Annotated in this window: 10 protein-coding genes; 3 read left to right on the forward strand and 7 right to left on the reverse strand. The window is 39.1% G+C overall.

Going from position 1 to position 16,567, the window contains the following annotated elements:
* Positions 1-13: 13 nt before the first annotated feature.
* Positions 14-1,147: an amidohydrolase gene (locus R3E32_05005; GenBank protein MEZ4884079.1), complete on the forward strand. Its 1,134-nt coding sequence runs from the start codon at positions 14-16 to the stop codon at positions 1,145-1,147.
* A 25-nt stretch (positions 1,148-1,172) separates the two neighbouring features.
* On the opposite strand, the gene R3E32_05010 is transcribed toward R3E32_05005, so the two are convergent.
* Complete coding sequence (locus tag R3E32_05010) at positions 1,173-2,033, reverse strand: hypothetical protein (protein ID MEZ4884080.1); 861 nt, start codon at positions 2,031-2,033, stop codon at positions 1,173-1,175.
* A gap of 87 nt (positions 2,034-2,120) precedes the next feature.
* Positions 2,121-2,528 (reverse strand): DM13 domain-containing protein, encoded by a 408-nt coding sequence (locus R3E32_05015; protein MEZ4884081.1) that lies wholly within the window; start codon positions 2,526-2,528, stop codon positions 2,121-2,123.
* A 739-nt stretch (positions 2,529-3,267) separates the two neighbouring features.
* Between R3E32_05015 and R3E32_05020 the strand changes: the two genes are divergently transcribed.
* Positions 3,268-3,501: a carboxypeptidase-like regulatory domain-containing protein gene (locus R3E32_05020; GenBank protein MEZ4884082.1), complete on the forward strand. Its 234-nt coding sequence runs from the start codon at positions 3,268-3,270 to the stop codon at positions 3,499-3,501.
* 321 nt (positions 3,502-3,822) lie between these two features.
* On the opposite strand, the gene R3E32_05025 is transcribed toward R3E32_05020, so the two are convergent.
* From R3E32_05025 to R3E32_05040, 4 genes are all read right to left on the reverse strand, one after another.
* Entirely contained in the window at positions 3,823-4,725 is a 903-nt protein-coding gene (locus tag R3E32_05025; protein MEZ4884083.1) for a T9SS type A sorting domain-containing protein, read from the reverse strand.
* Between the two features lie 196 nt (positions 4,726-4,921).
* A complete protein-coding gene (locus R3E32_05030; protein ID MEZ4884084.1) occupies positions 4,922-6,685 on the reverse strand; it encodes a T9SS type A sorting domain-containing protein in 1,764 nt (587 codons plus the stop codon).
* 85 nt (positions 6,686-6,770) lie between these two features.
* The gene (locus tag R3E32_05035; protein ID MEZ4884085.1) at positions 6,771-8,948 is read right to left on the reverse strand and encodes a T9SS type A sorting domain-containing protein; all 2,178 of its coding nucleotides are present in this window, start codon (positions 8,946-8,948) and stop codon (positions 6,771-6,773) included.
* Positions 8,949-9,312: 364 nt separating this feature from the next.
* Positions 9,313-10,197: a MerR family transcriptional regulator gene (locus R3E32_05040; GenBank protein ID MEZ4884086.1), complete on the reverse strand. Its 885-nt coding sequence runs from the start codon at positions 10,195-10,197 to the stop codon at positions 9,313-9,315.
* Positions 10,198-10,366: 169 nt separating this feature from the next.
* On the opposite strand from R3E32_05040, the gene R3E32_05045 reads away from it, so the two are divergent.
* Positions 10,367-15,781, forward strand: coding sequence for a T9SS type A sorting domain-containing protein (locus R3E32_05045; protein MEZ4884087.1), 5,415 nt, complete (start codon positions 10,367-10,369; stop codon positions 15,779-15,781).
* A gap of 310 nt (positions 15,782-16,091) precedes the next feature.
* Here the strand turns inward: R3E32_05045 and R3E32_05050 are convergent, their stop codons facing one another.
* Positions 16,092-16,436 carry a XisI protein gene (locus R3E32_05050; protein ID MEZ4884088.1) on the reverse strand — a complete coding sequence of 115 codons (345 nt, stop codon included), beginning with the start codon at positions 16,434-16,436 and terminating at the stop codon, positions 16,092-16,094.
* Positions 16,437-16,567: the final 131 nt, after the last annotated feature.

The raw sequence follows: 16,567 nt of genomic DNA on the forward strand, positions 1-16,567 counted from the left end.
ACAAAAAACACCAATGCTCTCAAAAATAAAAGCCTTTCGAAAGGAACTCCATCAAAACCCTGAATTATCGGGATTTGAAGCTCATACTGCAAAGCGCATAAAAGCCTTTGTAGAAGCAAATCATCATCCCACAAAAATCATCGAAGAGATAGGAGGTAATGGCTTGGCAGTTGTTTACGAATTTCCACAAAAAGGTGCGACCATTGTAATTCGGTGTGAACTTGATGCATTGCCCATTGAAGAAAAAAATACCTTTGAGCATCGCTCAGTAACTCAGGGAGTTTCGCACAAATGTGGTCACGACGGACATATTGCAATGGTGGCAGGCTTGGTATTTTGGCTCAAAGAGCAGACATTTCAGTCGGGAAAAATTGTTCTCTTGTTTCAGCCCGCAGAAGAAACAGGGGAAGGAGCATTTGAAGTGCTAAAAGATGAGCGGTTCAAAAACTTGAAGCCAGATTATATTTTTGCGCTTCACAATATTCCTGGCGAACCTTTGAACAGGATTGTCATTGTACCCAAAAATTTTTCAGCTACTGTTCAGAGTTTGACCATTCACCTAATGGGCAAAGAATCCCATGCTGCTGAACCTGAAAACGGCATCAATCCTGCAATTGGAATGGCAGAAATCATCCTTGAATTTTCGAAGCTCAATGTGAATAACCCAAATGACAAACACTTTGCAGTCCTTACGCCCGTTCACCTCAATATGGGGCAAAAATCGTATGGTATTTCGGCAGGAATAGGTGAGTTGCATTATACCATCCGAACATGGACGGTAGAGGTTATGAGCACATTGAAGGAAAGGATATACAAGATTTTGAATCAAATTTCTATGCATCAAGGTTGGGTATATAGTGTGGATTGGTTTGAATATTTTCCGACCGTCCAAAACAGTGATACCTGCAATGAATTTATCCGAAAAGCAGCCCAAGAGAAGGGTTTTGAAGTGAAAGAAAAAGCACATCCCTTCAAATTTGGAGAGGATTTTGGCTGGTTCTCCCAAGAGTATCAGGCTGCAATGTTTGGTTTGGGGGCGGGCGTGAATACACCTGCTTTGCACCATGCAGACTACGACTTTCCTGACGAAATACTCGAAACGGGAATGGATATGTTCAAGGCGATTATTGAAGGAGTCATCCAATAGAAAGAAGTAGGTAAAAGTTTGTCCATCAATATTCTAAAGCCACTCCCACTGAAAATGTAGTTCCGTCATAGATGTTTCTCCTTTTGACAATGACATCCGTAAAGTCTGAAAATGAAGCCACTAAGTTCAAATGTTTATCCAATTTATACATTGTTGTCAAACCATAAGAAGTGAAAGTTGTGCCTTCTCCATAGAGAAAAGAAGCACTCGGTGAACCTGAATCGGAGGATAACTTGTCTTGTATTTTGACCTTCCCAATCAAGTACAACTTATCAAAAAACAAATGTCCTAGCTCTAATCCCACCTGCAATTGATTGCTAAAAGATTCTGTCCTAAGGTTAAGGCTTGTATAGACACTCCCAAAAGTTTTGCCGTTGGAAGTAGATTGCGAAGCTGCCAAAGTTGTCCAAACATTGAACTCTCCATCTGAAGTTGGAAGGTTGATTTGGTCTATCATTCCCAAACTATTGGGTTCTTTTGCATTGGAAAGTTTGATGCCATCGTCGGTGGGAACTTCGAAGTCGACTTGAAGGGAAATCGGTATATTCTTTAAAAGTCTGTACTTCAATCCCAGTTTGGCATTGCCAATTCCTGCAACCGTTTCCGTGGTATTGAAGCTGTTCAACATTAGCAAGGGCAAATCGAGCATTGCGGTGAACCTATCAGTCAAGCCATATTCACCATACAGCAACAATCCACGACTTTGAAAAGTGCTACCCGCATTGAATAATTCACCATCCGTATTGTAGTAATTGTTTGAACTAAAAGTAGATATTGCCGCTTGTGCATACAATCCTTTTGCCTTTCTGGTCCAACCATTTTGCGCTTGGACTTCAAAAAAACACATAAAACAACATACAATAAGTAAATAAGTATAGAATTTCATTGCTTAAGTTTGATAGAAAATTTTAAGAAAGAAGCCTTTGAATAGACTTAATTTTTTGGTTATATTCAAAGACTTCATGATAATTCCCTATTGTAAGGGAGCATTCCCAAAAGGAATACTGGCAGTATTACACCACAATATTACGTGTGTAAAACTACTTGGTACAGTTTGATTAATTTTTACATACTGCTCACCGTTTCCTTGTACAGACCCAACCAATATCAAGTCAGGATTGCCACTCCCTGGGTCAGCCATAAACGTATCTGATGTAGAAAGATAGATACCAACAGTACCTGTTCCCAATTCAGTCGTGAAATTACTAGCAAAGTGCAAAAAATTAACATTGTCTTCGTCTTTACCCAATTCTACTGTACCAGCAGTAGGTGTGCCACTTTGAGCAGTCAAACTACCTGATCGTTCGGACACAAAATTGCCGTTGGGAAGTGAAGAATCAATGGTAATGGTGTCATCGTCTTTTGAGCAGCTGGTTGTCATGAATGAAAAAGTGATCAAAAGGAATGTAAGGGAAAAAAATACTCGTTTCATCTTATTGATATTTTATTTATGAAAAAAATAAAGTTATTTTAATTAATTATAATCAATTGTTAGTTGCAAAAATAAAGGTGAGTTATCACAGAACTATCACAAAAAATTCACAAAAAATCAATCCTCAGTAAAAGGTATTCGCTGTGACATTTTATTTTTTGTGGCTTGCTAAAAATCACCTAACTCAATTATAGGTCTCTGCATTAAACAGGAATATATCGCAACCCACCCCTATCCCTCCCAAGAGGGGAATTTTCCAATTGGTACGAGATTCCTCTCCTCGGAGGGGTTGTGGTGGGTTTGAGTAATATAAGCGGTCACAATGTGCGAGTCTATATTGGACAATTTTGTATGCTCCTATTTGAGACACTTTTTAGCTAAGTAATGGTCAAAAATTACCTCTGTTAGCATTTTGAACTGACTGATTAACAAGCGGTTTTTTATCTCAATTCTTATTTTGTTTTTCATTTCTATGTTTCCAACAAAACAAACTTTCTTTAATTATAACTCGTTACTTTGCAGTCCAAAAATTTTGATTTACAATAGACAATGGTTCGGGTAGTTTTTACTAAACGCAGAGACAGAGAGACGCAGAGGTTTGATTATCAGTAAGCTGCAAAAATTCAATTTACATCTTAATAGCTTGATTGTCAATTTTTTAGAAAAAAACTACTAAAAGAAAAATACAATGAAAAAAATAGCCTTTATATCTTTACTATGGCTCTCAATATCAGGAGTTTTCGCACAAAACAGTGAAATGATTTCTGGAATCGTGAAGGATAAAACCAACACAGGAATGCCGTATGCCAACGTGTTGCTAAAAACCGAAAAAGACAGTGTATTTGTGGTAGGAGTGGCCCCCAACGAAGAAGGCAGGTTTAGCTTCGACAACATTATTGTGCTGTTATTGGTGATATTGTGATGTATGGATTGAACGGAAACCTGTCCCGATGGTGAATCGGGATGAAGTTCTCTAATTACCTTTTTCGCTTTCTACAAATATTCAAGGAATACCTGTTCCGAAGAAATCGGAAATGGACTTGCCAAAACCAATACAAGTGTTCCTTTCCATCTAGTACAGCAAAAAGTAAATAAATGGCCACTTAAAAATGGTTCATCGAAGATTTTAGTGGAATGAAACTTTTGTAGTTTATTCTTAAAGATATGGAATGTTTGAAAATCAGTATGCTCTCAAAAGAAAACTACAAAAGTCTTTAACTGCTCCACTAAAAATATCCATGAGTCAGTTTTTTATTACCCTTTTTACTTCATATGCATTGTCATTTGTTCTGAAAACAATGAGTAGAATTCCATTGTTAAATTTTGATATATCTATTGCATTATTTTTCGGTATTTCATATTGTTGAAGTAAATTTCCATAAATGTCATATACAATAATATTTTTCAAGATTTCATCCGTTTCAATGGTTACCATTTCTGAACTTGGATTGGGATATATCTTGACAAAAGTATTGTCTCTTGTGTAGTCCAATTCTTGTATGGAAACATAAGGTCCTTCACAAGGATTCGGTTCTTCACAGAAGATAAAATGGAAATCTCTAAAACCTGTATCATTGTAATGACAAAGTAAAACATCTCCTAAATTACCAGCAGTCCAAGAAAACTCTGGCTCAAAAGGATTTGCTATGTTTCCGATACCTTCAACCCATATTACATTGCCACAAAAGTTACAGTCAATATAAGAAAAATAAAATATTTTAGGATTGTCTAAGAATAGTTCGGGAACATATCCACAACTTGAATATTGTGGTAAAATATTTGAAATACTATCAAGCACTAAATCATAATTACGATACTTGATTGTATCACCTGGCAACAAAGAGTAGTCATATATCATTACCTCAATTGTATCATAATAATAGATGTAAACTTGCTTGGTGTTGACATCTTCTCTGACAAAAGTTTCATAAGGATAGTTACATAAATCTCCCATATTCAACACCTTCTTATATACAATTCCATTGATAAGGGTATCTCCATTAACAGACAATTTATGATTGCAACTTGCCTCAAACCAGAAATAGTGATACCATTCACTTCCCTCATTGAGCATTGAGCTATACTGGGCATAAGTATTCGTACCAATTGATGCAAACAATATGATAAATAGGATTGCTTTTTTCATTTTTAACATTTTATCAATTGGAGATTAAAAAAATTATGGTTCTTTGACAAATCCTGTGATTTGAAACTTTTGAAGTTTTACATTTTTAGAAATTACTGATTATTTCACTGATAGTTAATTTTTTGAGTGCCAAACTATTTCAGTACATATTATTTCACTGTAAGGTTTTTTTAGGACGACTCACGTTGCCAAAGTTTCACTCCACCACCAATTTCCCTCCCTTCAAAAACGCCCCCTCACTCGTCAGCCGATACACATACATCCCACTCCTCAACTTCTCCAAATCCAATATCAACTCCTTATTTTGACTATCCAATCTCCAATTCCCCACTTCTTTCCCCTGTAAATCATACAATTGCAGCAAACCCTCTTTTGGCAAATCGTAGTCCAAAAACACCTGTCCACTACTTGTAGGATTCGGATACAATTTGAAGGAAAAAGCGGGCAGTCCGTCCACTCCTTCAATCCCTACAATTTCTTCTCCTGTCACCACTTTGATGTCGAATCGGGAGGTATCGGAACACACTACTGCGGTCAAAGTCACAATACGGGATTCTCCTTTGTTAGCATAAGAATGTGTTGGATGTAGTTCCTCCGAAGTCGCACCGTCTCCAAAATCCCACAAAAAATGTCCTCCATCTATGCTATCGGGATAGACGTATTCGCTGTGATTGGTGAAGTGATAGGTGAGAGGGTTTTCGGGGTCTTGTTCAGCGGAGAAGGAGGTTTGGGGTTCGGTGAGGAGGCCCATGCAGTTGGTTTTGACCACATACAAGGCTGCCCCAAAATCAGCATCTGTCAATTCTAAACTCTGCAAACGACCGCAAACTATAAACCCACCCTCTTCTGTGACCATCATATCAAAACCATAGTCGCTACTCAATCCCCCATATCGCCTTTCCCACAGAACCTCTCCTTCGGCACTCAACTTTGCCAACTGCATATCCGCATCTGTTCGTGTTTTTCCACTAATTAGGTAGTTGCTATTCGCTCCTACTGCGACATATGTACCATCTGCTAAAGGATTGACTTCTTTAATCGTTTCACTGTAAAACAAATCTCCATCATTCCTCCACTCAATATTTCTTGAAGAATCCAACTTTACAATATAGCCATAAGCAAAAACACTATTCACCAATGCGGTAAACATCAATTGATTATCATTTGTGACTGCAATGCTTGTGGCGATAGTACTAAAGGAATCCTCTTGAAACACATCGTATATCTTCTCCCAAATCACATTCCCGTCTTCGTCTATTTCCATGATTAAAGGTTCGCCAGATTCTACATTGTAGCCAACTGTTCCTAATAGGTAATAGCCCGTTTGGTCTTCGTTGGGAATGATTTCATCAAAACGGTTTCCTTTGCTATAAGGGTAGTATTGTTTTTGCCACAGTTCATTTCCTTCTTTGTCTATCTTCATCAAAAAAGGATCCATATAAGACAGAGAGCCTCTTCGTTCTGCTATTTGACCTGCTACCAAATAATTTCCATCTGGAGTCGGGGTCATGGTGAAAAAAGCATTGTTGTAGGGCAAATCATCGCCTATTTTTTTGTGTAGAATATTCCCATCTTCATCAATGTGTAGGAAATAGGAATACCACTTTACTTCTGCTTCATTTTCCACAAAACCGACTAAAGCAATACCTTCCTCAGTGATTTTCAAATCTCTTAAAATAACTCTATTAAAGCCCTCCTCCTTAAACTCCAACACCTGTACCATCGTTCCATATTCATTCATTTCAAAAACAAAACCCTCTATGATGCCAGAATAATCATTGGTCGGTCCAATTATCAAAAAATTACCATTATTGGGTTTTTGAATAACTCTAATTCCATGATTGTTGATATTTTCCTCCCAAAAAAAGCCTTTTTGAAAGTATTTGTTGTTTTGAGATTGAAGGAACAAAGAGTGACAGAGAAAAAAGTATATACTAACTACTAATGAAAATGCTTTCATATCTTTTGATTTCTAATGAAATAAAAAAGAACAAAGACTTCTATGTTTTTTTATAGAAGCCTTTGTTGTTACATAAAACCGTCCTTTACCTTGCAATGATTATTTTTTCTCTATGCAAAATTTTCTGATTGGAGCTAATGGTATAAATATACAATCCATTGACTAAGGCATCCTCTGCAATTGTATAAGTTCCCTTATTCTCTATCTTTTCTTCTCTTACTTTTTTACCTGTGATGTTAAAAATATGCAATACTGCAATTTCATTTGTAGGTAAATCATAGGAGATTCTTCCCCAACTTGTTATTGGATTAGAACTTATCGTTGCAATATTAGGAGTAGGGATTATAGCTTTGTTTACACTTTGATTGTGGGGCAAAACTGATAAATCAGGTAGTTCTATAGGATAATAAGCCAACCCTGCTCTTCGCAGATGTTCTTGTGCATCCAATGCTGTATGGGTTTTGCTACCAGCAATTGTGGTTAAAGTACTGATTTCACTTTGGGTGAGACTGGAGAAATAATCTCTATTTGCTTGTTTTAAAGCTACTAAAAGACTGTAATAGGCATTAAAATTTTGATCCTCCAAACTTTGAAGAGGCAACTCACTCAGAAGTTGATTTACTCCAATAAAGTCATTTTCACTTAATTTAAAAGGAATCAGTTTTCGCTTAGTAGCTCTTGTAGAAACCGTTTCCAATAGACTAACTGCCGCTACCACATCACCTTGAAACATATATTCCCGAAACCAAGCTGCTACGGCTCTATTTTTCTCACCTTCAGAAGGCAAATTGTTAATTTGAGAAACAGGTATCTTTGCATCAGTAGTAAAATCACAATAATCAGCCCTATCATTGCCAGGAAAAGCTCCACTGCAATCTACCAACTGAACAGGAGGACTTACAGTAATATTTCCTACAATATTGAAATCTCGGTATTCAAAAGTAGGAGTAGAAACTCCTGCATAAATATCTGTAGTACTTTGTGCATTAGGGGTAAAAATATTTTGAGTAGGAAAATCATTACATACTCCTTGCTCACTCAAAATACCCACTGACCCCGCATTTTGCCACGGAACAACGCCAATGCCCACATCCAAATAATTGTCAAAATTATTACAAAACATTTGAACCCCTGTGTTATCGCCTCCTGTTACGACTCCAACATAACCATCTTGAAATATATTGCGTTTGATATGACTTTCCCATTCATCATTGTCCAAACTTAGTACAGCAGTATAAATATTGGACGTTCGATTCTCATCTATAAGAAAATCACATCCCCTCAACAATATACCTATATTGGCACCAAAAATTAAATTTGTTGCTTCTATATAATTGTCAGAAACTTGTATATTCGTTTTTGTTGCTTGAACAGCAGCATCGCAATCAGAAAATTCATTATTATTTACATCAAACTTGATAAAAGAATAAGTACCTAAACCATAAATAGATATTCCTCTATTACAATTAAAGAATGCATTAGTCTTACTTTCTTGATTAACATTCAAATGAGAATACCATCCATGTTTTAAATTATTGAATTCACAATAATCAACTTTTACTTTTGAGGTTCCAACCATATTAAATGTAGAAATTCCCGCTTCCGTTCTGTATCCATCTAAGGGACATCTCAAATTACCAGAAGTATTAAACGTAGCACTTTTTATCACACTCCAAGGACTATATGAAGCAAACATATCATTTGGCCCATTTGACTCACCTACAAAAGCTCCATAGAAACAATCTCTAAACACGGTATTGTTTCCTGTTACCTCTACAAAACCATTTGAGTTATCAAAAGAAGTCTGATAGACTTTATCTAACTGTAAATAACTAACTGAAGAAATTGTACCATTTGCTATGTAATCTCCTAAATCGGTTATCGCAATACCATTCATATTGAATGAATCTATCTCTTTATTCGCTACTCCTACGACTGCATGTTCTATTACAGAATCAATTATGTAAAGTTTACCTGTATTATTTATTGTTGGTTGTTGCCCACTACTTCCTACTCCATGAACCTGTATTCCTTGCCACATAGTAGTACAAATATCATCTCCAGTAAACGTAGAATTTCGAAGTGTCAATTTACCTCCTCGTTGTACAATTACTCGACCCTCTAAACCAAATTCAAAAGCCATGTTATTAATTGTTAATTCAGCTCCGCCAAGGATGACTAAATCTCCATTGATTCTAATAGCGGTACTGTTTATAACTATTGGGTTTGAACTATGAGTCCAAGTAGCAACAGTAGAAGCCACTGTATAACCTTCGCTATTTACATGAAAGAAAGGAGCTACATTACATTTACAGAGTTGTGCCTGCCCAAACAAATTACCCCCCCTATAATACCTAAACCCATCACAAACAACAAATAATACAAACGAATCCACTTAAAATAAAAATTCATCATAACAAAAACGATTTTAGAAATTTAATAATATATGGTTTATAAGCAGCTTCAAGTTACTACAAAAAAAGAAGAACCACAATACTTAATTTTTAAACATCAAATAAATTGATTTCGTTTTTGTTACAAAAACGTAACAAAGCATTTTTGGCCATTTTAATACAAATAATTACAAAATAATTTTGTTGTAAATAATGACTGAAAAATGACTTTTTCTATGACTCCCCATCCAAAAACCCAACAATCTCATCCATTTTCCCCAAAACCAACACATTAGAAGGCAAGTCAAACGAAACATCCTGAATCCTTTGTCCAGAAATCAGGAGCTTGACAGGGTACAGTTTTTCGGCAAGTGAGCGAATGTATTCTTCCAACTCACTCGTAGCAGGGGCAGAGGTAAGAATGGTATAAACATAGTCGGGTTGGTAATGTTCCACAACACTCAAAACGTCCTGAACAGGCACACTTGCGCCCAAATAGGTCACTTTGTTATTTCTGGCTTTCAATAAATAACACAAAAACAACAAACTCAACTCATGCAACTCACCATCGGGTAAATATAGTAAATATTTTTTGCTCGACAATTGAGGATTGTACACCTGACCATCAATCGCCACAATAATTTTCTGTCGAATCAAATTACTGATAAAATGCTCTTGTGCAGGATTAATGTTACCTGTCATCCACATGATCCCGATTTTCTCCAAAAAAGGATAAATAACCTTCAACATCGTATCCTCAAAACCATATTGCAGAATATTGGTCAACATTATCTTCTCAAATTTGGCTTCGTCAATTTCTATCATTGAGCCAATCAACTCATTGATTTGCAATTCATATTTTGCTACCACACTACTCAAAGAATTGATTTTTCGGAGCATTTCTGGTGTATTCATCCGTGCAATCGTACCAATGCGAATTCCTTGCTTGTTCAACAAAGCAATATTTAGAATCAGCTTCAAATCCTCATCTGTATAGTAGCGAATATTGGTATCTGTACGTTTCGGATCAACAACGTGATAGCGCTGTTCCCAAATCCTAATGGTATGTGCTTTCACTCCTGAAAGATGCTCTATTTCTTTGATCGAATAATTTGCCATGTAACGTTTCAGTTTACCAATATCAAATAATGAATGATTTATTTCAGAACAAATACACAACATAGAAAAGTGGTGATTGTTGAAAATGGCAGCTTTTTTCATCAAAAATTTACGCTAAGGCAGCAAAATACCTATATTGAAACGTCTATAGACTAAAATAAATCAACGTATGCAATACATCTACTCCAAAACGCCATTACCATTACTTGCTTTATTCCTAATCGCTTTCTTGACATTCCTCCTCCCGTTGGTTCAAATTCAAGCCCAAATCAACATTCAAAGCATTGCAACCGACCTCAATGTTTGCGGTGAAGCCAATATTTTGCACATTTCCCTCACACCTACCCAAGACCTTACGCAAATCATTGACGTAAAAATAGAACTGTCAGAAGGCATTGAATACCTCGAAAATTCACTCACCATCTTAGAAATACCTACAAACATTTCTTTGAATATCACCAACATTCCTCAGCCCTCTGAACTGCAATTGCAAATAGACCCAAATGGCGAAATATGGTTAAGTGGCGAAACCTTATCCTTTGAAATGCAGCGAACCGCCAATTGCCTCGCCATAGATTTCGCACAAATGGGCGGCACTTTTGAAGACCACATTACCCTATCCCAAAACGGCACCAACATTGCAGCACAAGATGCCAACTACGGCATTCAATTTGCCAGTTTGAGCATTTTTCAACCCGACCCCGTTGTAGGCGATTCAGGACAGAAAATTTTTAGAAACATCACCATCAACAATGGCGGATTCGCTTGTACCGATGATGTCACCTATATCCTTGTCTTAGAGCAAGGTCTAAACGTAGAAGCCATCGCATTTGGTCTCTACAACATCCCACTAACCTTTTCGGGTGACACCGTTTTTGCCTCACTCAACGAAATTTTTACGAGCATCGGCAATGGCGACGAATGTTTTGACGACGGCGAAAGCATTACCCTCCGAGAAGAACTGCGAACCTATACCTGCCAAACCTTATTGATTGAAACCCAACACAATGTTGTGTGGGGCTGCAATGCAAACGACTGCAATCCCTTCTCTGGCACCACAGGCAATGTTGTGGTTCTAGGCGGTGCAGACGAACCCGCCATTCGAGTTGTTCCCCTTCAATACAGTTCTCCAGGCACTTGCACCAATGGACAAGGTGAATTCTTGGTCATCAACGAAGGCACACCCAACGAAAACGACCCAGGCTACATCATCAGCCTACTAGTCAATCTCGAATGGGAATTCTCCAAACTCATTCCGCCCCCTTGCCCATTGAGAGCAGGCGTTTTGACCAACATCTTCCTCAACGACCAACCTTACACCAAAGGTAACTATCAATCAGGCAAATACGCCATCAACATTGCCGCCAACAAAGACACTACTTTTGGCTTGACAGATGCAGACGGTGATGGGTTTTACGACGATTTGTTGGCAGGTGACACCCTGCGTGTTCGCTACGAAATGGACTTTGAGTGCTTCGAGGACTGTTTTTGTGATGTAGGCATTTTGACCGATGCCTCCCACATTTTCTACAACGACTTTTGTGGCGCAAGCCTCTACGAGCAAGCCGTAGAAAGCGGTTTTACCATAGAGCGTTCCTATCAAGCCCCACAAGCGAGTTTGTCCAACACCATCAAAGTAGGGCAAATAGGCACATTGAAGGTATGCAGCAACATTGAACAAAACCTCAATTGCCCCAGCGACCAAACCAAACTACTTGTTACGATTTCCGACAGTTTGGTCTTGTCGCCCAATCTACCCAACGCCTACCTCACCGATGGCACACCCTTGACCGCTACGGCTCAAAATGACAGCACCATTGAAGTAACAGGTATTGAAGGCATTAGCGTAAACTGCATCCTCCTCGACCTGCAATGGACAGGACAAAAAGACCCTAAAAACTACCAACTGAACTTTGAATTGTTGTATGAATGTGAAGAAGGATGTGACTGTTTTGAAGCCATAGATTGTGGCTCATTCTCCAAATCTCCCGATTTAGACCCACTACCCGACACTTGCGTAAATCTTTTGGAATCAAAGGCTTTCATGAAAAGACTGACTTTCGGTTGGAGCGATTTTGATCTGCAAGAAAAAGTCGATCCAAACCAAGATTCCCTCAACCTACAATTTGCATTGGCTTGTGACACCATTCGCTACCAATCACAAACCAGTGTTGCAGAATCTATTGAAGCCTTTGAAGACATTCGTTTGCGCTTGTATTACCCCCTAGCTAATGAAAATGGTGAGATATTGAATTGGCTTTCAGGAAGTCTTCGCTGGTACGATTCAGAGCAGCAAGCTTATTTTGATACGCCAATTTCCGATACATTAGCACTCAACGAAGTTGGACAAGGAGAATTGAAGGCGATTGATTTTGATATTGAAAGTTTATTTGAGCCATCCGAATTGAACAATGCCCATCTTTCACTTGGTGATTCCCTTTTTGTTGAAGCATATTTTGTGGTGGTAGAAGAAGGACTGAGTACCGATGTCGTTCTCAATCCTACGGTTTCACTACAATATTATGCAGAAGACCTTGTAAGCCAAGAACCTATATTGCTGCACTGCACCGCTACTTCCAGCAATATTCAACTCTACCAAAACAAAACTGCCTTACCAGACACTACTTATGTCATTTCTGTTTGCGAAGCACAAACCCTGAGTATGGAATGGGGATATGAGATTGATACGCTTGAAAATGGCCCTACTATCCGAGATTTTTTCTTCAATGAGATTCGGCCAGTTTTCCGATTTGATTCGGTGAGTTTTCGATTTCCTGCAACGCTTCAATACTTAGATGGTTCTGCAAGAATGAATTACCTACCAAACCCTGTAGGAGATTATTTACTACAAAATCCCAACATTGAAGCAAAAGGCGAACAACTGCAATACACCTTTGTCAATGATGGTAATTGGCCCATTGGCGACCGAACTTCCTTTCTGAAAGACTCGACTGCCACTACAATGGAGCGCATTGGAGGATATTTTCAGATGGACTTTTTGGCAGATTGCAGGGGCTACGACGAAATTGAAGCTACTTTTTACATCGAAAACAATTACCACAGTACCGAACCCGATTGCAGAAATCATTTGGTTTTGCACCAAACCTATCCCGCCGAATACTTCAAACCGCAAATTGGCGCGGGGCTGATTACTCCCAATATTGACGGGTTGGCAGGGCAAGTATCAGCTCAATTGGAGTTTTGCAACAATACAGGACAACTTGCCATGTCCAACGCTTTTTTGCTGTTTGAAGCAGAAAACGAGGACATTAGCGTAATTGGCGCAAATATCGGCACTTTGACCACTTTGGACGATGGATTGCAATTGCTGCAATTGGGTGACATTGCGGCCCTTCAATGTGTGGACATTGAGCTGCAATTGGCGTATAGCAACTGCGCCGAATCGAGTATATTGAAAGTATTTTACAGTTGGGACTGTATGGGTTATCCCAACAACATAGACGAAATGCGCTGCGACAACGCCCTGCGCTCCATCACCATTCACCCCAAAGAAGCGGAAGTACAATTGGATGTAGAAACACCGATTGGAGCAGCTCAACTTTGTGATACAATGTTCTATGAATTTACTATCAACAGCGCACAACTCGCCAACATCACCTCGCCCGTTTTGGTTTTGGATTTGCCGCCTTTGCAGGGTTTGATGCTGACGGATTCGACCACGATTGAATATCCTTTAGGAACGCCTCCTCGTGCTTTCACGGCTGCCATTGAAGGCAATCAGTTGGTCATTGACTTGGGGCTTGCCGATGCCGAAAACGAACCGATTGGAGCGATTTCGACTTTGGGAATCAATGGTTTTGCCCTGAGCAGCAATGCCAATGAGCGCAAAGCAAAGATTCGATTGGGCTTCACAACGGACTGCAATTTTGTGGCGGGTTCGAGTATTCGGGCGAGCGTTTTTGCGAATTTGCCTTGTGGTGCGCCTGCACTCGGTAATGGATTCAGCCAATTGTTACCGCCTATTTTGATTCAAGATGTGAGCAATTCCTATCAAACTGAACTCCAAATTGCGGCTTTGCCTTTGCAGTCTTGTGACAATACAACCACGATTGAAGTGAAAATAGCTTCTGCCAACAACCAACTTATCAACGAAAACGATGCCCACGTTTACCTCTTTTTGCCTGAAAACCTGCATTATGCCGACAACTCGCTGCAAATCGTGACGGGCAAGGTAGAAGTCCCCGAAGTGGTGGATATTGCAACGGGCGAACAGTTGGATTTTGCGATTCAATTCAATGACAATCCATTGGATTCCATCGTATTTCGTTTTGAAGTGCTTGCCGATGAAAACTTTGCTTGTTTGGGTGAAACGCTTGAAGTGATTGCCCAAACCATCGAACTGCAAAACGCCAATTGCAGCACCGACAACGAGGATTGTGCTTTGGCCATTCAAACAAATGAGGGCAGCGCCTTTTTTGAGATTCCTACAAACGGTGCAGCAATTTCTTTGGCTGCGGCTACTGCAACGGTGGATTGTGCAGCAAATGACAATGAATTTGAATTGTTTGTTTCGTTCCAAAATACTGGCAATCAAACGAGTGAAAGCACCTATTCCGTTGAAGTCTATTTGGACACCAACTTCAATGACCTATTGGATGAAGAAGATGTGTTTTTGGGCAGTATCTTGTACGATGCGCCGATTGCAGCAGGACAAACGGTAAGCGTGAGCGAAAATTTTGGCGTGGCAGAGGTTTTGGGTTTTCCGATTTTGGTGGCATTGGCGGCATCCGAAAACTGTGAAAGTTGCGAGGAAATGCCTTTGGTTATCGAAAATTTGACTCCTACCAACAATACGCTTTTGGTGAATGAGCAGTTGTTTTGCATTGAGGAGGAGGCATCTTACGAAATCGTTTTGAGCATCGAAGGAGGAACGCCTCCCTATACTCTTTCGGGGAGTGTCGAAGCAACGACTTCTTGGGCGATTTTCATTACCGACACTTTTGATATGGGTATGCCCTACTCTATCACGGTGACGGATGCAAAGGGCTGTTTTATGCAAATTGCAGGCATAGGAGATTGTGTGACTTTACCGATAGAACTAATTGCTTTTGAGGGAACTGTGCAGAAAAATGGCAACTTCCTTCAATGGTTCACCGCCTCCGAAACCAACAACGATTTTTATACTTTGGAGCGTTCGGAGGACGGCAAAAATTTTGAAGGGATTGGCAAGATAAAAGGATTGGGTACAACTTCTTTCTCTCAGACTTACAGCTTTTTAGACCATTTTCCTCCAATCGGCACAACTTATTACCGCCTTTCTCAAACGGATTTGAACGCAACTACTCGCTATCTCGGAACGGTCAGCCTTCACCGTCAAAACCCTTCAAAACTTTACATCCAAAACATTTATCCTATTCCTACTTCGGATGTGTTATTCATCGAATTTGGCAATCCTTCCCTTCAAAATTTGGAATTGGAGTTGGTGAATACTTTGGGGCAAGTGGTTCTGCGTCAAAACATTGAAGGGAGCGCAAATAGAGTGGAAGTGGATTGTAGTGGATTGCAGAAAGGTTTGTATTTGTTGAAGTTGGGGGATGTTTGGGAGAAGGTGGTGGTGCGGTAGGAAGTAGTTTGCTAAATTGTATCAGATTTTCGCTGTTTTAGCAGCATTGCTGCGGCTCTATTTGTAGAAAAGGACTAAAAAAAATACCACATAAGGGGCATAGCCTCGACACCCTATAAAATCAGCTTCTTAGTTGTGTCGAAGCTACGCTCCTAATAGTTTATCATTTCATTTTTTTCTACAAATTGGGTCTTGGCTACGCCCTTCTTGGTTTTATAAAAATTTCCTTCAAAATGGATGCAGCTTACAAAAAGGTTTGTATTTGTTGAAGTTGGGGGATGTTTGGGAGAAGGTGGTGCGGTAGAAAAGTTTACTCTACAGGAAACCCCATCAACTCCCGCTTATAAGGGGCTTTGAAGCCCAGAATCAAGTCTTCTTTGGCTATTCCTTTGTCCATCAATTGTTGTGCAATGATTAAATCCGTACCATCATATTGAAGCCAAACTTTGCCTTCATCGGTGACATCAATGTGCATAAAACAACCATAGGTACGTTTGGTTTCGCTTATCCAACCATTGAAGTACAATAGATAGTGGCCGTGTTCGTCGTCTGTAATGAATTGAGTTTTCAATACATCATCGGGTTTTGTTCCCAACTTGCCTACTTCAAAGGTGAGTTTTTTAACGATTTCTTTGTATTTTTTTACTTTATCCATTCTACGATACTTTTTCTAAAGCAATGACTACAATCTTGAGGTATAAGTCTTTCGCAGCCATAAGTCGTTCTGTGAGTTTGTTGAAGTAACAAAATTAGGTTCTACAAAACAAAAACAGTTTACCTTTTTCA

The sequence above is a fragment of the Chitinophagales bacterium genome, assembly GCA_041392475.1.
GTDB lineage: Bacteria > Bacteroidota > Bacteroidia > Chitinophagales > UBA2359 > JAUHXA01.